A 19,162-nucleotide genomic window follows, 5' to 3' on the forward strand; every position below is an offset into this window, starting at 1 on the left:
TAATATAAATTGTTTAATTCTAAAATGGGGCGTCGTCATCAAAATCATCCATACGGGATGGTTTAATGATTACATTACCTGCTGGTCTGTCAAAATCTGCTGAAGGTGCCATACCTGCACCCGGACTATCCATAGAGAAAGAGTTAGGTGGCATAAAGTCCTCTTCAAGGTCAGTGAACTTCACATACTTACCGATAAATCTTAACGGTACAATACCCGTTTCACCATTTCTGTGTTTTGCGATAATAACCTCACCAACACCTGCCTGTGATCTTCCGCTTTCATCTTCTGTGATTCCATAGTATTCCGGGCGGTAAAGGAAAAGTACCATATCCGCATCCTGCTCAATAGATCCGGATTCCCTCAAATCGGATAGCAATGGACGTTTACCATTTACTCCTGGTCTGGTCTCCACGGCACGGCTTAACTGTGAAAGTGCAAGGACCGGAACGTTTAATTCTTTAGCTACTGATTTCAGTGCCCTGGAAATACTACCAATTTCCTGCTCACGGTTACCACCGCCACTTTGTCCTTCTCCTTTACCATGCATCAATTGTAAATAATCGATGATGATCATCTGTATATCGTATTGCGATTTTAATCTTCTGCATTTTGCTCTGAACTCAAAGATATTCAGGGCAGGGGTATCATCAATCAAAAGAGGCGCTTCTGTCAGTGTGCCTATTTTGCTGTGAAGCTGCTGCCATTCCCATTCTGCCAGGTTCCCTTTACGGATTTTCTCCTGTTCGATCTCAGTTTCTCCGGATATTAAACGATTCACTAACTGTACTGAGGACATCTCCAGAGAGAATACAACTACAGGGCGCTTAAATTCAACCGAAGCATTTCTTGCACAGGTAAGTACGAAGGCTGTTTTTCCCATTGCCGGACGTGCTGCAATAATTACTAAATCTGATGGCTGCCATCCGCCGGTAATCCGGTCTAAAGCTGTAAAGCCTGAAGGAACACCTGTTAATCCATCTGATTTTGTTCTGAGTTCTTCCAGTGTAGCAAGAGATTGCTTAATAATCTCATCCATTTTCTGGGTATCTCTGCGCAGGTTGTTCTGGGCAATATCAAAAAGACCTTTCTCTGCATGATCAAGCAGGTCGAATATATCAGTTGTATCTTCGTAGGCATTTTGAATAATATCAGATGATATTCTGATTAATTCGCGCTGTATATATTTCTGTGAAATTATACGGGCATGATATTCAATATTTGCTGCCGAGGCAACACGGTTAGTCAGATTAGTAATATAATACGCACCACCCACCATTTCAAGTGTGCCCAGTGTCCTGAGTTCGGAGGTGACGGTTAAAATATCTACTGGTTTAGATTTCTGAAACAGAATAGCTATGGCTTCAAATATCTTTTTGTGAGCCTCTGCATAAAAGACTTCTGGTTTCAGAATATCAATAACGGTCGAAAGCGCATCTTTTTCAAGCATCAGCGCACCAAGCACTGCTTCTTCTAAATCTATAGCTTGCGGTGGTATTTTGCCCATATTGCTGACTGGGGCACCGACTCTGTTTTTTCTGGAAGAGGTAAAGTTCTGCCTGTCCTGACCTTGTGTTCCGTTATCCGTATTCATAGCCCCAAAAATAGAGAAAAATTTACTCCTCTAAAGATTTCTTTATGAACATTCTAACAGTACATGATTATAGAATTTTGTGTCTGAGAGAAAAAATTTGTTATTTACTAACAAAGTCTTGTTGATAAGGTCCTGTGTATCAGTCTGAAAAAAACGATTCCTCAATTCTCATTATTTCAACTATTTTTGCAGGTAAAATAAAATAAATGGAAAACTTTAGAAGGTCACCAAGACCTAAAGAAAATAATGAATTTGTATTTGGTATACGTGCTGTAATTGAAGCAATTAAAGCCGGAAAAGATATAGAAAGCATATATATGCAGCGCGGCCTTACCGGAGAAATCATTCCTGAACTTAAAGGGTTGCTCAGAGATACTGATATTCCTGTACATAACGTCCCTGTAGAAAAATTGAATAGAATGACTCAGAAAAATCACCAGGGTGTGGTTGCTGTAATTTCTGCAATTACTTTTCAGAAGATTGAAGATATCATTCCTTTAATCTATGAAAAAGGAGAAGTTCCTCTGATTCTTATTCTGGATGGAATAACAGATGTCAGAAATATGGGGGCAATCGCCAGGACTGCTGCCTGTACTGGTGTGCATGCAATTGTTGTTCCTGCTAAAAACTCTGCTCAGATCAATGCTGATGCAATTAAGACATCTGCAGGGGCATTATTTACTATTCCGGTGTGCCGTCAGCAGAATTTACATAAAACAGCGCTCTTTCTTCAGGAATGTGGTTTACAAATAGTAGCCTGTACTGAAAAGACCAATGATTTGATCTATGCACCAGATTATACTGCACCTACTGCTATTGTCATGGGAGCGGAAGATGAAGGTATCTCAAACGATATTATGCGTATGGCAAACCATTTAGCGAAGATCCCTATGTTTGGAGAGATCGGTTCACTAAATGTTTCGGTTTCTACTGGTGTTATCCTGTATGAAGCAATCAGACAGCGCGGTAATAATTAAGAACCTGTTTTAACAGGTTCTATATAAATTTCTGCCCAAAATTAGACTTTACATCTGCTACGATTTGTTTCACGCTCTGTTCTTCAGATCTGGGACAAATCAACAGTGTATTGTTTGATTCCACTACAATATAATCATGTAAACCCTGAAGGATAACCAGTTTGTCATCAGGTACATTGACCATACAGTTTGATGAATTAAACATCATGACCTGCTCTGAAGGGATAACTGCATTACCTACATAGTCTTTTTCGGCCATATCATAGATAGAAGCCCATGTTCCAAGATCTGACCATCCAAAATCGGTTGGCAGTACATAAACATTATCAGCTTTTTCCATAATTGCAAAGTCAATAGAAATATTGGTACACTGTAAATACGCGTTGCCAATAAAAGCTTTCTCGTCTGCTGTATTGTACAAAGATGCTCCAAGATGGAATATATCATACATATCTGGCAGGTGCTTGCTGAACGCATCATTGATAGCTTTAGCAGACCAGATAAAGATTCCTGCATTCCATAAGAAATCTCCGCTTTGTATAAATGATTTTGCCAGCTCCAGATTCGGCTTCTCTGTGAAAAGTTTTACTTTGTTGAATTGCGGATCTGTAGGCAGGGAAGTTTCTACATACTGTATATAGCCATAACCTGTATCAGGGCGACTCGGTTTGATTCCAAGGGTAATCAGGCAATTATTTTCTCTTGCAGCATCTAAAGATTTCTCTATAGCAATTATAAAGGCATCCAGGTTGGATATCGTGTGATCTGATGGAGCAACAACGATAGTCGCATTAGGATTGATCTCAGTAATTTTCATAGAGCCATAGGCGATACAGGGAGCTGTATTACGCATAATAGGTTCTGCAAGAATCTGATTTTCTTGAATGTCAGGTAATTGTGACTTAACCAGGTCTATATAGATTTCATTGGTTACAATAAATATGTTCTCTGGCGGACATATCTTTAAAAAACGGTCATATGTGCTTTGAATGAGTGTTTTTCCGACGCCAAAAAAGTCGATAAACTGTTTAGGATGTTCAACTCGGCTTACCGGCCAAAAACGACTGCCAACGCCACCGGCCATGATTAAGGCGTAATTATCTTTGTTCATATTAGGATTAAACTATAATAAACCTTCGTGAAGAAGGTCATGCAAATGTACGATACCAAAATAACCATTGGCATCGGTGACTAATAATTGTGTAATATTGGATTGTCTGATCAGTTCGAATGCTGTTACTGCTAAAGTATCTTTATCAATCATTTTAGGGTTGCTGTTCATAATGTCTTTTGCTGTCAGATCCGCAAGATCTGAATATTTTTCCAGCATTCTTCTGATATCTCCGTCTGTAATGATACCTATTATTTGGTTATCATCAAGAACAACTACTGCACCCAAACGGTTTTTACTAATTGCAATTATCACATCTTTTACAGCAGCATCAGCCAGGATACTTGGTTTAGCATTCCGCTCTGCCAGATCAGAAACTTTAAGGTACAACTTTTTTCCTAAAGATCCGCCAGGATGAAAACGGGCAAAATCAGTAGCACTGAATTCTCTTGCTAACAACAGGCTTACTGCGAGTGCATCACCCATGGCAAGCTGTGCAGTCGTACTTGTAGTGGGGGCCAGATTATTTGGACAAGCTTCTTTTTCTACGGTAGTATTCAGGATCAGATCAGCTTGTCTTGCCAGTTCAGATTCCAGTTGTCCGACCATAGCTATGAGCAGGGCTCCGCATTGTTTTAACAATGGGGCAAGCACCTTGATTTCGGGGGTATTTCCACTCTTGGAAATACAGATTACGATGTCAGTTTTCTGTATCATTCCAAGGTCTCCGTGCACCGCATCTGAAGCATGCATATAACTTGACGGGGTACCCGTAGAATTGAAAGTAGCGACAATTTTCTGCGCAATAATGGCGCTTTTGCCGATTCCTGTCACAATTACACGGCCGTTTCCGTCGATAATTCGCTCCACAATCGTTGCAAAATCGTCATTTATGTAATTTACGAGCCCCAGTATAGCCTGCGCTTCCGCTTGTAAAGTGTTGATCCCCGCTGTGATAATAGATTTTTTACTTTTCAAAGAGAATTATTTAGTATATTGATGCTTTAATTGGTGCAAAATTATGTTATTTTGAATCAAAAATAGCACTGAATATTTTATACACAAAATGGATGTGAAAAAGTCGTTGTTTGACAACTTACAAACCTTTTTTGGTTTCGACAATTTTAAGGGGGATCAGGAATCAATTATTACCAATGTTCTTGAGCGAAAAAATACCTTTGTAATTATGCCAACGGGTGGAGGGAAATCTATCTGTTATCAATTGCCGGCTTTAATGTCAGAAGGTACTGCGATCGTGATATCACCGCTGATTGCGCTGATGAAAAATCAGGTGGATCAATTGAGAGCTTTTGGTGGAAGTGATAGTATTGCACATTTCCTGAATTCTTCTTTAAATAAATCGGAAATTGCCCAGGTAAAAAGTGATTTGTTAAGTGGTCAGACTAAATTATTATACGTAGCACCAGAATCATTATCCAAAGCGGATAATATCGAATTTCTGAAGCTTATTACTATCTCTTTTGTTGCGGTTGATGAAGCTCATTGTATTTCAGAATGGGGACATGATTTTCGTCCGGAGTACCGGAGGATACGCCAGGTGATCAGCGGCCTGGGACCAGATATCCCAATTATTGCTTTAACAGCAACGGCAACACCAAAAGTACAGCAGGATATTATTAAGAACTTGCAGATGGCTGATGCTACCTTGTTCAAGTCTTCGTTTAACAGACCCAATTTATTTTATGAGATACGTCCTAAGCGGGATGTGATCAAAGAAATGATCAGGTACATTAAATACAATACTGGTAAATCCGGTATTATTTATTGTCTGAGCAGGAAAAAGGTGGAGGAAGTAGCTGAAGCATTAAATCTGAATGGTATTAAGGCTTTGCCTTACCATGCCGGTTTAGAACCTAAAGTCAGAGCAGATACACAAGATAAATTCCTGATGGAAGATGTTGAGGTAATTGTGGCTACCATAGCCTTTGGAATGGGGATTGATAAACCAGATGTTCGTTTTGTAATACACCATGATATTCCTAAAAGTATGGAAGGTTACTATCAGGAGACTGGAAGAGCCGGACGTGATGGAGGGGAAGGGGTTTGTATTGCTTTTTATGCGCAGAAAGATGTAGATAAGCTGGCCAAATTTATGAAAGATAAGCCGGTGGCTGAACGTGAAATTGGTACGCAGATCCTTAAGGAAGTTATTGATTATGCTGAGTCGGGCGTATGCCGCAGAAAGCAGATCCTGCATTATTTTGGTGAAAACTTCAATGAGACCGGATGTAACTGCATGTGCGACAACTGTAAAAAGCCTAAAACGTATTTTGAAGCAGAGGAGCCACTTGGAGTTGCATTAAACCTGATTAAAAATATAGGAGAGAAGTTTGATGATGCACATATCCTTTGCGTTTTATTGGGTATGGAAACTGCACAAACTATCGCTTATGAACATAGTAAACTGCCAGAGTTTGGATTGGGAAAAGCAGAAGGTGAAAATCTTTGGAAATCTTTAATCAGACAAGCAGTACTTAATAACTTTTTATCTAAAGATATTGATAACTATGGTTTGTTAAGGCTGACTAATTCGGGCAATGATTTTATCAAAAACCCTTACAGTCTTAAATTCATTCTGAATGTGCCTATCGAAAGTTCTGCAGATGATGATGAAGATGATGTAAAACATGGTAGCGGGACACTGGATACACAATTATTGCTGTTGCTGAAAGATCTGAGAAAAAAGATTGCAAAACAGAAAAGTGTTCCTCCCTTTGTAGTTTTTCAGGACCCTTCCTTAGAAGAAATGTGTACGCATTATCCTATTGCTATGGATGAGCTGAAACAAATTTCGGGTGTTGGAAATGGTAAGGCAATGAAATTTGGTACGCCTTTTATTGAACTGATCAGGAAATATGTGACAGATAATGATATTGAGCGGCCTATAGATCTGATTATTAAAACGCAGGCTAATAAATCACAGTTAAAGGTTTCTATTATACAAAATGTAGACAGACAGATTGGACTGGAGGATATTGCAAAGTCTAAAGGAATCACCTATAGTGAGATCCTGAAAGAGATTGAAGCAATTGTTAATTCAGGGACCAAGCTGAATCTGAACTATTTTGTAGATGAGATACTGGATGATGATCGTCAGGATGAAGTATTTGATTACTTCCGTGCTGCAGAGAATGATTCGATTGATGAAGCTTTGAAGGATTTAGGAGAAACGGATTATACGCGTGAAGAGATACAATTAATGAGAATCAAGTTCATGTCAGAACTTGGAAATTAAGCATAAGCATGGTCAATTTTGAATTAGATAAATTAAAACATACTACTTCCGGCAATTTCTTTTTAATGGCCGGTCCCTGTGCAATTGAAGGAGAAGATATTGCAATGAGAATTGCAGAAAAGATAGTCACACTTACCGATCAGTTAGAAATCCCTTTTATTTTTAAAGGGTCTTACCGAAAAGCAAATCGTTCTAAAGGTGATTCTTTTACTGGTATTGGTGATGAGAAGGCCTTAAAGATTTTAGAAAAGGTTGGGAAGACTTTTGGAGTTCCAACAGTAACTGATATCCACGAAAGCGCTGAGGCCGCAATGGCAGCTGCTTATGTAGACGTATTGCAGATCCCTGCTTTTTTATGCAGACAAACTGATTTGCTGATTGCTGCTGCAAAAACAGGAAAAGTAGTTAACGTGAAAAAAGGACAGTTTCTTTCTGCAGGTTCTATGAAATTTGCAGTGGAGAAGGTTTATGAAGCAGGTAATAAAAGGGTTATATTAACAGATAGGGGGAATACCTTTGGTTATCAGGATCTGATAGTTGATTATAGGGGCTTACCCGAAATGCAATCTTTTGGTGTACCTGTTGTGATGGATGTAACGCACTCTTTACAGCAGCCAAATCAAAGTTCTGGTGTAACAGGAGGTAAACCTCAGTTAATTGAAACTATTGCGAAAGCAGCGATTGCTGTTGGAGCAGATGGTTTATTTATTGAAACCCACCCTGATCCGGCACATGCCAAATCTGATGGGGCTAATATGCTTCACCTGGATCTGTTAGAACAGTTATTAGTGAAGTTGATTAAGATTAGAAAAGCAGTGGTATAATTATTTTATACATTAAATCTTTATATAAATCCCGGTCTGTTAATCAGACCGGGATTTTTTATATCCTGGTAATAATAAATGAGGTTCTCCGGTTTTGCTGACGGCTGGCAGCAGTATCATTTGATGCGATTGGTTTTGTAGCCCCGAATCCTTTAAAAGTTAAACGATCAGGATTTACTTTATTCATTACCAAATAATCATATACAGATTTTGAACGCTGTAAAGATAATTTCTGATTGGCCTCAGCATTCCCTTCATTATCAGTATGTCCCTGAATTTCGATACTTACAGAAGTATTAGCCTGTAATAATTGTAAAAGATTAGTTAATTCGGTAATTGAAGGAGGAAGAAGATCAAATTTATTGGTGTCAAAAAATATATTTCTCAAAATCATGTTAGCACCAGCTTTCAGCTTTTCAAGGTAAATATCAAGTACATACGGCTGACCGGTTTTGGTTTGATTCAGCTCAAAATTAGCTGAATAGAATAAATAACCATCGGCTATTGCATTAAAGGCATAAGTACTGCCCAGAGGCATTACGGCCAGAAATTCTCCATTGTCTTTAGAAGTAAAGTCGTTGAACTTAGTCTCTTTTGTTTTCAGGTTCACTACCTGTACTTTTGCTTCCAGAAACCCCCGTGTTTCTTTATCCCTGACAATACCTTTGACATAAGTGATGGGCAATGGTTTTGCAGCTTCCGGCAATTTAAATTTGTATATATCCATATCACCAAAGCCCCCCTGGAGCACCGAAGAAAAATATCCTTCATTCCCATCAGGACTTACCATCAGCCCGCTTTCTTCATTGAAAGTATTAATAGGGTAACCTATGTTGATTGGTTTGCCCCATTTGCCATCCGTTTCTGCACGGCTATAGAAAATATCCATGCTTCCCATACCAGGCCATCCATTGGAAGAAAAATACAATGTTTTACCATCAGGGTGTACAAAAGGGGTATTCTCATCATAAATAGTATTAATACCCGGTCCCAGATTTTGCGGTTTACTCCATTCTCCTTCGCTATTTAAAGTAGTTTTCCAAATATCGTAACCACCGATCCCGCCAGGACGGTTGCTTACAAAATATAAGGTATTTCCATCCGGACTGATCGCTGGCTGTGAATCCCAGGAGGAGGAATTAACTGTCGAACCCAGGTTAAAAGGAGTATCCCAGTTATTCCCGTTTTTATGGCTTACATAAAGATCACAGCTTCCAAATCCATCGGGACGATTGCATCCTGTAAAGAAAAGGTACATTCCATCCGGAGAAATGGATTGTGCACCTTCATTGAATTTTGTATTAATCTGATCACTTAAGGGAACTGCGTTTTTCCATTCTTTATTTACTTTACGGGAAATATAGAAATCCTCATTTCCATTTACCGTACGGCTGAAAATAAGTGTTGACCCATCTGCAGTTAGTGTTGGCAGATATTCTCTGTCTTTGGTATTTATTGCAGCACCTAAATTAACAGGATCATATTTCTCGGGTGCTTTTACAGCAACCACTGCGAAATTACAGTCCCTGATATATTTGTCAGCTTTCAGGACCATCTCCTGATCTTTTCCTTTATAGGTTCCTTTAAATAAAGCAAAGTGTTTTCCAGCATTTGCATATTCTCCACTGTTGAGTTCTGCTTCGCCTAAAGAATAATAGACCCTGGCAGCTAAAGGAACGGCCCGAATCTCAATTGCCTTCTGATAATTGAATTTAGCTTTGTCAAAAGATCTTTTTAGCTTATAAATATCCGCTAACTGAATAAAAGCAAATTGAAAAGAAGGGTCAGCGGCAACGGCATCTTCCAATAATTTGGCTGCTCCGTCATAATCCTTACCTAATAATAATTTCTGTGCATACTCGAAATTCTGCTGTGCTTTTTTTACAGCCGATTCTTGTGCATAACTTAGGCTCTGGCCTGTGAATAACAGAAAAAAAACTAACAGTATAATCTTCCTCATCATATTTTAAGAATATCAGCGCATACAAAAACATGCTACAGGATAAACTTAGCAAAAAAAATCTGACAGATAATGAATCAGCCCCGTAAAAGAGTAAGAGCCTGAATAAATCCCTAAGGAATATTCAGGTATTTATGAGTCTGTAAAGAAATTTCCCATTTTGGATTAGCCATTACATAATCTATAATCATAGGGGTAATCTCTTTTGATTTAGACCATTCTGGCTGCAGATAAAGTTTACAGGAAGGAGATACTGTTTCTGCATATTTCTCTGCCCACTCGAAATCACTTTTATTAAAGACAATAACCTTTAATTCATTTGCGAAAGGAGTAATATCAGGACGTGGGGCTTTGAATTTTTTAGGAGATAAACAAATCCAGTCCCAGCTGCCCGATAATGGATAAGCGCCTGAAGTTTCTATGAAAGTAAGAATGTTCTTTTCCTGTAGTTTTTTTGTCAGGTAATCCATATTATAGATCAATGGCTCTCCACCAGTAATGACTACAGCTTTACCAGGAAATGTATCAGCTTTTTCAGCAATATCGTCTGCAGAAGTTAAGGGGTGAAGTTCTGCATCCCAGCTTTCCTTCACATCACACCAGTGACAACCTACATCGCAACCTCCAAGACGAATAAAATAGGCAGCTTTGCCTGTGTTAAAACCTTCACCCTGAATAGTGTAAAATTCTTCCATTAATGGAAGCAATGTGCCGTCTGCTGGAATATTATGTGCCATATATCAATTGGCAAAGTTAAATAAATATGGGTGGAAAATAGGAATATATGTATATTGACGGCATTTAAATGACTAATCTATGAATAAGTATAGCAGCAATGGCTGATTTACGCTGGTATAAAATTGATGTGGAAATTCCTGAGGGGGATTTCATCCGGCAGATTAGTGTGGCTGGTAAAAAATTGTGTCTGCTCAGGCATCAGGAACAAATTCATCTGGTGCAAAATTCTTGTCCCCATGCGGGTGGTATTCTTAGTGGTGGCTGGTGTGAACATGGAAAATTAATCTGTCCAATCCATCGGTATGAATATGACCTGATAACCGGAAGAGGAATAGAAGGGCAGGGGGATTATATAAATTTGTACCCTGTAAAGGAAGAACCTGACGGTTTATATGCCGGATTTAAACAAGGTTTGTTTAGCCGTTTTTTTGGTGAAAAATAAGCTGCCGGCACAAAATAAAAAAAACCTGTAAATCATTAATTTACAGGTTTCAATAACAGTTAACCGGAATTTACTGCTTAAGAATATATCTCTTTCTTAGCTGAAGCTAATGTGTTTTTCAATAAACCAACAATAGTCATTAAACCAACTCCACCCGGAACAGGTGTAATCCACGAAGATAAAGGGGCTACATTTTCGAAGTCAACATCACCATACAATTTGTATCCTGATTTAGTTGTTTCAGAAGTTTCTCTGTTAATACCCACGTCAATAATGATGGCTCCGGGTTTAACCATGTCAGCTGTTACAAAATTCTTCTTACCGATAGCGGCAACTATAATGTCTGCCTGTAAGGCAATCTCTTTCAGGTTTGTAGTTTTACTGTGCGTTAAGGTAACCGTACAATTACCGGGATTAGCATTACGTGCCATCAGGATACTCATTGGGCTGCCAACGATATTACTACGGCCAACAACTACGCAGTGTTTACCAGCAGTATCAATTCCATAAGCCTTTAGCAATAATAAAATACCATAAGGTGTAGCTGGAATAAAGCAAGGCAGATTACGCATCATACGTCCCAGATTTACCGGATGGAATCCGTCTACATCTTTACGGTGATCTATTGCTTCGGTAACTTTCTCCGGATCTATGTGTTTTGGAAGAGGCAACTGAACAATAAGTCCATCTACGCCTGCATCACTATTAATTTCGTGAATCTTTTGAAGTAACTCTTCTTCAGTAACATCTACATCATATCTGATCAGAGAAGACTGAAATCCTACTTTCTCGCAGTTTTTCATCTTGCTGGCCACATAGGTTTCGCTTCCGCCATCGTTACCAACTAATATAGCCAGTAAATGAGGTTTACGTCCGCTTTGTGCTAAAAATTCTGCTGCTTCCGCTGCTATTTCTAATTTGATCTTTTCTGATGCGAATTTTCCGTCCAGTAATTGCATATCAAACGTTATATTTTTGTGTTAAACGATTAATCTAATTTCAATACGGCCATAAAAGCAGTTTGTGGAATTTCCACATTACCTACCTGGCGCATACGTTTTTTACCTTTTTTCTGTTTTTCCAACAGTTTACGTTTACGGGAAATATCACCACCATAACATTTGGCGGTTACATCTTTACGTAAAGCTTTTACCGTTTCTCTGGCGATAATTTTAGCACCAATAGAAGCCTGAATAATAATCTCGAATTGCTGACGGGGAATTAACTCTCTTAATTTCTCACAGATTCTCTTTCCAAAATCATAGGAGTTACTACGGTGAATCAGTGAAGATAAAGCATCAACAGGTTCTGCATTTAACAGGATATCCAATCTCACCAGGTCCGATTTACGGTAACCAATCTGATGATAATCAAAAGAAGCATATCCTTTTGAAATCGTTTTCAGACGATCGTAAAAATCAAATACAATCTCACCCATTGGGATCTCAAAAACAAGCTCCACACGGTCTGATGTCAGGTAAGACTGATTAACGATAATTCCTCTTTTCTGAATACAAAGAGACATTACCGGGCCCACAAACTCAGATTTGGTAATTATATTTGCTTTGATATAAGGTTCTTCCACATACTCCATTTTACTTGGATCAGGAAGATCAGATGGATTATTTACAATGATCAATTCACCTTTAGTGGTCATCGCCTGATAAGACACGTTGGGAACAGTAGTAATTACTGTCATGTCAAATTCACGCTCTAAACGCTCCTGGATGATCTCCATGTGTAACATGCCCAGGAAACCGCAACGGAAACCAAAGCCTAATGCCGCAGAAGATTCCGGTTCAAAAACAATGGAAGCATCATTCAGCTGCAATTTGTGCATAGCTTCCCTTAAGTCTTCAAACTCATCTGTGTCCACCGGATAAATACCGGCAAATACCATTGGTTTAACCTCTTCAAATCCTTTGATAGGCTCTAAACTCGGACGGTCTTTATGCGTAATTGTATCTCCAACCTTTACTTCTCTGGCTTCTTTAATACCAGAAATGATATAACCTACGTCACCAGTTTTGATGACATCTTTAGGAGATTGTTTTAATTTTAAAGTACCAACTTCTTCCGCAATATATTCCTTGCCGGTAGCTACAAACTTTACTTTATCTTTTTTACGTATTTCTCCGTTTAATACTTTGAAATAAGCAACGATACCACGGAATGAATCAAAAACAGAGTCAAAAATCAAAGCCTGCAATTCACCATCAGGGTTTCCTTTAGGTGCAGGAACACGCTCAACAATTGCACGAAGGATATCATGAACACCTTGTCCTGTCTTTCCTGAAGCAGGGATGATTTCTTCTCTCTTACAGCCTATCAGTTCGATAATCTGATCTTTTACTTCCTCGGGCATTGCACCAGGTAAATCCATCTTATTCAGAATAGGGATGATCTCCAGATCATGCTCCAGTGCTAAATAAAGATTAGAAATAGTTTGGGCCTGTATTCCCTGTGAAGCGTCTACGATCAATAAAGCACCTTCGCAGGCAGCAATTGAGCGGGAAACTTCATAAGAGAAATCTACGTGTCCGGGAGTGTCAATTAAGTTTAATATATAAGGCTGTCCATCCTGGATATAATCCATCTGGATCGCATGACTTTTAATGGTAATACCGCGTTCACGTTCCAGATCCATGTCATCCAGCAATTGAGCTTGTGACTCTCTCTGGGTGATTGTATTCGTGTATTCTAGTAAACGGTCGGCCAAAGTACTTTTACCGTGGTCAATGTGTGCAATTATGCAAAAATTACGTATGTGCTTCATCAGTGCCGCAAATATAGAATATTAGCTTGATTATTTCGCACTGTTTGCCAGTTCGAGTAATTTTTTGACCAGTTCTGCATCAGTAAGGGAAGAACTGTATTCATCAGCGTCATTGCCCATGCTTAATTCAGTGTTCCTGAACAGCATTTTACTGCTATGGTTTTTTCTCGCTGAGCCATGAAATTCTTTTGCACCTGTTTTGCTGATAAGTTGCTGAATATTTGAGGTATTGACGCAGGCACCCGGCATAATAGCAATCCTTTGATCGGCTTTTCTGATAAGTTTGGCCAGTTGCTCTGCGCCATCAAGGGCAGTTGCTTTGCCCCCGGATGTAAGAATACGTATAAATCCTAATGAAATCAGATCTTCCATCGCTTCTTCCATGTTTACTGTCATATCAAATGCCCGGTGAAAAGCAGCTTTCATTGGTTTTGCCAGTTCAACCAGTTCAGCACAGCGGTCTTTATCAACTTTACCATCTGCGGTAAGGATGCCGGTTACTATGCCCTCACATTGTAATTCTTTACAGATTTTGATATCTTCTTTCATCAGTTCAAATTCCAGTTCAGAATACAGGAAATCCCCGCCACGCGGTCTGATAATAGGGTAGACCTCTATATGGAGTAATTGCTTAGCCAGTTTAATCTCTGCATAACTGGGTGTAGTGCCGCCTTCAGTCAGGCTTGCACATAATTCTACCCTTTTTGCGCCCCCTTTTTGTGCCTCCAGTGCAGAGCTTACAGAGTTGGCGCAAACTTCCATTTCAATCATAGCTGTAAATTTTAATAATAACTCTTTCCAGGGATTAAAAGATCTTTATTTTCTGTATTACAAACCGCATAGCTGAACCCCTTTTGAATAGCATAAGCACCGTATTGCCCTTTTTTATTCAAAGCTAAAAAGCCCACCTGGATTTCTTTAGCTTTTGCAGGTTTCTTTTTGATGATACGCATCACAGCTTCTTTACAAGCCTCTTCGGGCGGATAACCCTGGCGCATTAATTCTACGACCAGGAAACTGCCTACATTACGGATAACCTCTTCTCCGACACCGGTTGAAGTTGCTCCGCCAACTTCATTGTCTACATATAAACCTGCGCCAATAATCGGACTGTCACCCACGCGGCCATGTAATTTAAAAGCCATTCCACTGGTTGTACATGCGCCTGATAAATTGCCATTGGCATCAAGCGCAAGCATACCGATGGTATCATGGTTATATTGATTTCCAGGTAACCTGGTTGGGGATGCTTTGTCGTATAATTTATTCTCAATATTCATTATAGGCTCATACTTCGCAGTTTTAAGCCATTCTTTCCAGGCTTTCTCACTTTCAGGTGTAAGCAGATTTATTTTCTTAAATCCATTCTCTAAGGCAAATTGCAACGCTCCGTCACCTGCAAGCATCACATGCGGAGTTTTTTCCATGACTAATCTGGCAACTGAAATAGGGTGCATAATATGTTCAAGAGCAGCTACTGAACCGCAATTGCCCAAATCGTCCATGATACAAGCGTCCAGGGTAACTTTTCCATCTCTGTCTGGCAGGCCGCCATAACCTACACTTTGATTTTTAGGATCTGCTTCGGGAACCTGAACACCTTTTTCTACAGCATCAAGTGAGCGTCCGCCTGTTGATAATACTTCCCAGGCTGCATGGTTAGCTGCAATCCCAAAATCCCATGTCGAGATTACTATAGGTTTACCAGCAGCAGCAGTGCCGGAAGAAGGGAGGATGTTAGCCATTCCGCTTTTGTCAATCGCCAGCAAAGAAGCGGATAAAGCGGAACATTTAATGAATTTTCTACGGTCGAACATAAAAACGGTTTAGGTGATTCAGACACAAGATTACATTAAATTAATTATTCTTAAAAGGTCTTTAAACAGAAAAATCCGGACTAAGCCGGATTTAAATATTTTTTATATTAATTGATGAGTTTAAATTCATCTGCGTCCTTCAAAAAGGGAAATCCACCACGGATTTTTACCAGATCTTCGTGATTGACACTAAAAGTATAAAGATCTTCGTCTTCAGGTTTATAGTAAACAGTATTTCCAAAAGCATCGATACACATAGAATGACCACTGTGATAAACTTCGTTACCATCGTGGCCAACGCGGTTAACAGCAACGACATAACTTTGGTTTTCAATTGCCCTTGCCGGGATCAGTGCTTTCCAGTGCGGAATACGTTTGTCAGGCCAGCTTGCAATAACCAGTAACAGATCATATGCAGCATCATTATTTCTTAACCAGACCGGGAACCTTAAGTCATAACAAATAGCAAGTCTGATTTTCCAGCCTTTCAATTCTACCACCACTTTATCCTGTCCGGCAGTATAGGTCTGATCTTCTTCACCCATTCCGAAAAGATGTCTCTTATCATAATGCTGATAATCGCCGGTTGGCAGCATCCAGATCATTCTGTTATAATAAACGCCATTTTCTTTAATAATCAGACTTCCTGTGATTACGCAATCATATTTAGCGGCAGAAGCTGCCATCCAGGTCATTGTTTTTCCATCCATTTCTTCTGCCAGTTCAGCAGCATGCATACTAAAACCAGTATTGAACATTTCCGGTAATACAATGAGATCTGTTTTTTCCTTTACGCCTGAAGACAAACGCAGAGATATATTCTGCAGATTCTTGTCTACATTTTCCCAAAATAAATAAGCTTGAAAAATTGTTATTTTTAGATTATTAATATTGAGATAGTTTGGGTTCTCCATATATTGATAAGGTAATAGGCATGTGAAATTATAGTTTCATTAGTCTTTCAACGGATTTTTCCAGTGTATCTTGCCTTTTAGCAAAACAAAAACGCAGTATCCGGTGATCTGTGTTCCTGATATAAAATGCGGAAACAGGGATAGATGCCACACCAATATCTGTAATTAACCGCTTCGCTAAAACAGTATCTTCCTCTTCACTAAAATGGTCATAGCTCACGCATTGAAAGTAGGAACCTTTACAAGGTAGCAATTTAAACTTGGTTTGACTGAGCAATGAACGGAAAAAATCGCGTTTTTCCTGGAAAAAAGATGATAAACCCAGGTAAGCCGAAGGATCTTTCAAATAATTTGCAATACCAGCCTGCATGGGCGTGTTGACACTGAATACATTAAACTGATGAATTTTTCTGAATTCCTTCATCAATGGTTCAGGGGCAATGCAATAGCCTGCTTTCCATCCGGTTGTATGCAGTAGTTTGCCAAAAGAAGCAACTATAAAGGTACGTTCGCGTAATTCAGGATAAGAAGCCATTGAATTGTGTTTGATCCCGTCATAGATGAGGTGTTCATAAACCTCGTCACTCAGAATCAGTACATCCGTGCCCTTTGTCAGTTTAATCAGTGCTTTAATGTCTTTGTCTGTTAAGACTGTACCTGTTGGATTATGCGGACTGTTCAGAATAATCATCTTTGTACTGGCTGTAAATAGTTTTTTTACCATTTCCCAGTCGATACTATACTCAGGAGGGGCCATTTCATAAGACTTAACCAGTCCGCCCAGCATTTTAATAGTTGGTGCATAACAGTCATAGGCAGGTTCAAAGATAATAACCTCGTCGCCAGCCTGAATACAAGCTGTTAAAGCTGTAAATATAGCCTGAGTACCGCCTGCTGTAATGGTCACTTCTGTGTCGGGATGATAATTTGATCCGTATTGAACATTTACTTTATCGGCAACCAGTTCTCTTAAAGATTGAACACCTGTCATTGGGGCGTATTGATTATGTCCGTTTCTCATGGCGTCAGCAACCAATTCAATTAATTTAGGATCACAATCATAATCAGGGAATCCCTGAGAAAGGTTAATGGCGTTGTGTTCAGCCGCTAACTGGGACATCACTGAAAAAATAGTGTTGGATATTCCCGGAAGTTTCGAGTATGTAGCTATCATGTAAGGCAAAATTATAAAATAAATTAAGAGCCTGTTTAAAATTCATCTATATTTAATAATTTGCGATACGTATGACTTTTAAAACAAAAGAGAGCAGATTACTGCTTGTACTGGGGAGTTTTTTTGTAGCTAATTCTATTCTTTCAGAATTTATTGGTGTTAAGATATTTAGTGTAGAGGCGACATTGGGAATCCGGCATTTTAATATTAATCTGTTAGGAGTTCCGAATTTATCTTTTCATATGTCGGCCGGTGTGCTGACCTGGCCATTGATTTTTATTATGACTGATATTATCAATGAATACTTTGGAATGAAACAAGTCAGGTTCCTTTCTATATTAACAGCTATACTTATTGGTTATGCTTTTTTCATTGTATGGGGTGCTATGAACCTGAGTTCGTCCGATTTCTGGGTGAATCAAAAAATTAACGGGCAGAACCTGAATATGGATAACGCCTTTGCAGGTATTTTTGGACAGGGGATGTGGATTATAGTCGGTTCCATTGTCGCTTTTTTAATTGGTCAGTTTGCAGATGTAATTATTTTTCACAAGATCAAGAAGATTACAGGTGAGCGTGCTTTGTGGCTCCGGTCAACCGGCTCTACACTGGTATCCCAATTGATAGACAGTTTTGTAGTCATTTTTATTGCTTTTTATTTAAACCCGCAATACCACTGGAGCTGGCAGATGGTGGCTGCCATAGGACTGGTTAACTATACTTATAAGTTTTTGGTTGCAATTTTGATGACCCCAATATTGTATGTTGTGCATGGTATCATTGATAATTATCTGGGCAAAGACCTTGCACATAAATTGATTAAACTGGCTGGCAGGGGATAGGAGGCTATCTGCCATTTTTTTTAAAACATTGATAATCAGTTATTGTTGTATAGTTATGAAAACGGTGACTTTTTCTTTTGATCATCCGGTAGCTGCCAAAGTTTTTTTTAGCTGCGTATCAGATCCAGCACTCAAACATGACATTAAATTTGTACGAAGTGATGTACATGGATTGCTCCATGTGCCTGTAAATGATGTTCCTAAGGGCATTTGGAAACTCTTGCTGGAATGGAACTATGATGACAGGGACTTTTGTATGGAGCGTGTAATTGAGCTTCCTGGCTGAGTCTTATAACGACTGTTTACGGTTTTTATACAATTAAATAAATATTTTATCGATTACTTACAATCTGATTGCAAATAAAAGGTATGGTTTTTGTACCTTTGAGGAAATTTTTAGACATTAATGAAGATATTTATTACAGGCCTTCCGTTAGAAGTAGGGGAAGATGAATTAACAGCCGTATTTGGTGATTTCGGTCAGGTAAAATCACTTAGAATTATCAAAGATCGTGAAACTGGTCAGAGTCGTGGTTTTGGTTTCGTAGAGATGCCAGTAGACGAAGAGGCTAAAGAAGCGATCAAGAGAATGAACGGTGGCGATTACAATGGTAACCGTATCAAAGTTGCTGAAGCACAAGAAAAACCTAATACTGGCGGTGCTGGTGGTGGTGGCGGTGGTTTCAAACGCAACAACAACAACAGAGAAAGAAGCTATTAATTAGCTTTTTTCTATT

The 19,162-nt window shown here is 39.1% G+C and carries 18 protein-coding genes; 7 read left to right on the top strand and 11 right to left on the bottom strand.

Going from position 1 to position 19,162, the window contains the following annotated elements:
• Positions 1 to 19: 19 nt before the first annotated feature.
• Positions 20 to 1,594, bottom strand: a complete 1,575-nt coding sequence (gene dnaB / locus HDE68_RS24390; protein ID WP_183884977.1) for a replicative DNA helicase — start codon at positions 1,592 to 1,594, stop codon at positions 20 to 22.
• 206 nt (positions 1,595 to 1,800) lie between these two features.
• On the opposite strand from dnaB, the gene rlmB reads away from it, so the two are divergent.
• Positions 1,801 to 2,571, top strand: a complete 771-nt coding sequence (gene rlmB, locus HDE68_RS24395) for a 23S rRNA (guanosine(2251)-2'-O)-methyltransferase RlmB (RefSeq protein WP_183884979.1) — start codon at positions 1,801 to 1,803, stop codon at positions 2,569 to 2,571.
• 19 nt (positions 2,572 to 2,590) lie between these two features.
• Here the strand turns inward: rlmB and HDE68_RS24400 are convergent, their stop codons facing one another.
• Complete coding sequence (locus HDE68_RS24400; protein ID WP_183884981.1) at positions 2,591 to 3,682, bottom strand: mannose-1-phosphate guanylyltransferase; 1,092 nt, start codon at positions 3,680 to 3,682, stop codon at positions 2,591 to 2,593.
• Between the two features lie 12 nt (positions 3,683 to 3,694).
• Positions 3,695 to 4,660: an SIS domain-containing protein gene (locus HDE68_RS24405; RefSeq protein ID WP_183884983.1), complete on the bottom strand. Its 966-nt coding sequence runs from the start codon at positions 4,658 to 4,660 to the stop codon at positions 3,695 to 3,697.
• Between the two features lie 88 nt (positions 4,661 to 4,748).
• Between HDE68_RS24405 and recQ the strand changes: the two genes are divergently transcribed.
• Together recQ and kdsA are read left to right on the top strand one after the other, a co-directional pair.
• On the top strand, positions 4,749 to 6,938 hold the full coding sequence (gene recQ / locus HDE68_RS24410) for a DNA helicase RecQ (RefSeq protein WP_183884985.1): 2,190 nt from the start codon (positions 4,749 to 4,751) through the stop codon (positions 6,936 to 6,938).
• Positions 6,939 to 6,946: 8 nt separating this feature from the next.
• Positions 6,947 to 7,762, top strand: coding sequence for a 3-deoxy-8-phosphooctulonate synthase (gene kdsA / locus HDE68_RS24415; protein ID WP_183884987.1), 816 nt, complete (start codon positions 6,947 to 6,949; stop codon positions 7,760 to 7,762).
• Between the two features lie 58 nt (positions 7,763 to 7,820).
• On the opposite strand, the gene HDE68_RS24420 is transcribed toward kdsA, so the two are convergent.
• A complete protein-coding gene (locus HDE68_RS24420; RefSeq protein WP_260171857.1) occupies positions 7,821 to 9,725 on the bottom strand; it encodes an OmpA family protein in 1,905 nt (634 codons plus the stop codon).
• Positions 9,726 to 9,835: 110 nt separating this feature from the next.
• Entirely contained in the window at positions 9,836 to 10,459 is a 624-nt protein-coding gene (locus HDE68_RS24425; protein WP_183867024.1) for a 7-carboxy-7-deazaguanine synthase QueE, read from the bottom strand.
• 98 nt (positions 10,460 to 10,557) lie between these two features.
• On the opposite strand from HDE68_RS24425, the gene HDE68_RS24430 reads away from it, so the two are divergent.
• Positions 10,558 to 10,902: a Rieske (2Fe-2S) protein gene (locus HDE68_RS24430; protein ID WP_183884989.1), complete on the top strand. Its 345-nt coding sequence runs from the start codon at positions 10,558 to 10,560 to the stop codon at positions 10,900 to 10,902.
• A gap of 77 nt (positions 10,903 to 10,979) precedes the next feature.
• Here the strand turns inward: HDE68_RS24430 and HDE68_RS24435 are convergent, their stop codons facing one another.
• From HDE68_RS24435 to HDE68_RS24460, 6 genes are all read right to left on the bottom strand, one after another.
• Complete coding sequence (locus HDE68_RS24435) at positions 10,980 to 11,861, bottom strand: bifunctional 5,10-methylenetetrahydrofolate dehydrogenase/5,10-methenyltetrahydrofolate cyclohydrolase (RefSeq protein ID WP_183884991.1); 882 nt, start codon at positions 11,859 to 11,861, stop codon at positions 10,980 to 10,982.
• Between the two features lie 29 nt (positions 11,862 to 11,890).
• Positions 11,891 to 13,678, bottom strand: coding sequence for a translation elongation factor 4 (gene lepA / locus HDE68_RS24440; RefSeq protein ID WP_183884993.1), 1,788 nt, complete (start codon positions 13,676 to 13,678; stop codon positions 11,891 to 11,893).
• 30 nt (positions 13,679 to 13,708) lie between these two features.
• Positions 13,709 to 14,449, bottom strand: coding sequence for a copper homeostasis protein CutC (locus HDE68_RS24445; RefSeq protein ID WP_183884995.1), 741 nt, complete (start codon positions 14,447 to 14,449; stop codon positions 13,709 to 13,711).
• Between the two features lie 11 nt (positions 14,450 to 14,460).
• Complete coding sequence (locus tag HDE68_RS24450; protein WP_183884996.1) at positions 14,461 to 15,495, bottom strand: N(4)-(beta-N-acetylglucosaminyl)-L-asparaginase; 1,035 nt, start codon at positions 15,493 to 15,495, stop codon at positions 14,461 to 14,463.
• 107 nt (positions 15,496 to 15,602) lie between these two features.
• Positions 15,603 to 16,409 carry a nitrilase family protein gene (locus HDE68_RS24455; RefSeq protein WP_183884998.1) on the bottom strand — a complete coding sequence of 269 codons (807 nt, stop codon included), beginning with the start codon at positions 16,407 to 16,409 and terminating at the stop codon, positions 15,603 to 15,605.
• 28 nt (positions 16,410 to 16,437) lie between these two features.
• A complete protein-coding gene (locus tag HDE68_RS24460) occupies positions 16,438 to 17,583 on the bottom strand; it encodes a methionine aminotransferase (protein ID WP_183885000.1) in 1,146 nt (381 codons plus the stop codon).
• A gap of 71 nt (positions 17,584 to 17,654) precedes the next feature.
• Here HDE68_RS24460 and HDE68_RS24465 point away from each other — a divergent pair, with 71 nt between their 5' ends.
• The 3 genes from HDE68_RS24465 to HDE68_RS24475 all read left to right on the top strand — a co-directional run bounded on the left by HDE68_RS24465 (position 17,655) and on the right by HDE68_RS24475 (position 19,146).
• Positions 17,655 to 18,425 carry a queuosine precursor transporter gene (locus HDE68_RS24465; RefSeq protein WP_183885002.1) on the top strand — a complete coding sequence of 257 codons (771 nt, stop codon included), beginning with the start codon at positions 17,655 to 17,657 and terminating at the stop codon, positions 18,423 to 18,425.
• Positions 18,426 to 18,480: 55 nt separating this feature from the next.
• Positions 18,481 to 18,711 carry a hypothetical protein gene (locus HDE68_RS24470; protein ID WP_183885004.1) on the top strand — a complete coding sequence of 77 codons (231 nt, stop codon included), beginning with the start codon at positions 18,481 to 18,483 and terminating at the stop codon, positions 18,709 to 18,711.
• 120 nt (positions 18,712 to 18,831) lie between these two features.
• On the top strand, positions 18,832 to 19,146 hold the full coding sequence (locus HDE68_RS24475; protein WP_068398171.1) for an RNA recognition motif domain-containing protein: 315 nt from the start codon (positions 18,832 to 18,834) through the stop codon (positions 19,144 to 19,146).
• Positions 19,147 to 19,162: the final 16 nt, after the last annotated feature.

It is taken from the genome of Pedobacter cryoconitis (assembly GCF_014200605.1).
In the GTDB taxonomy this organism is placed as follows: domain Bacteria; phylum Bacteroidota; class Bacteroidia; order Sphingobacteriales; family Sphingobacteriaceae; genus Pedobacter; species Pedobacter cryoconitis_B.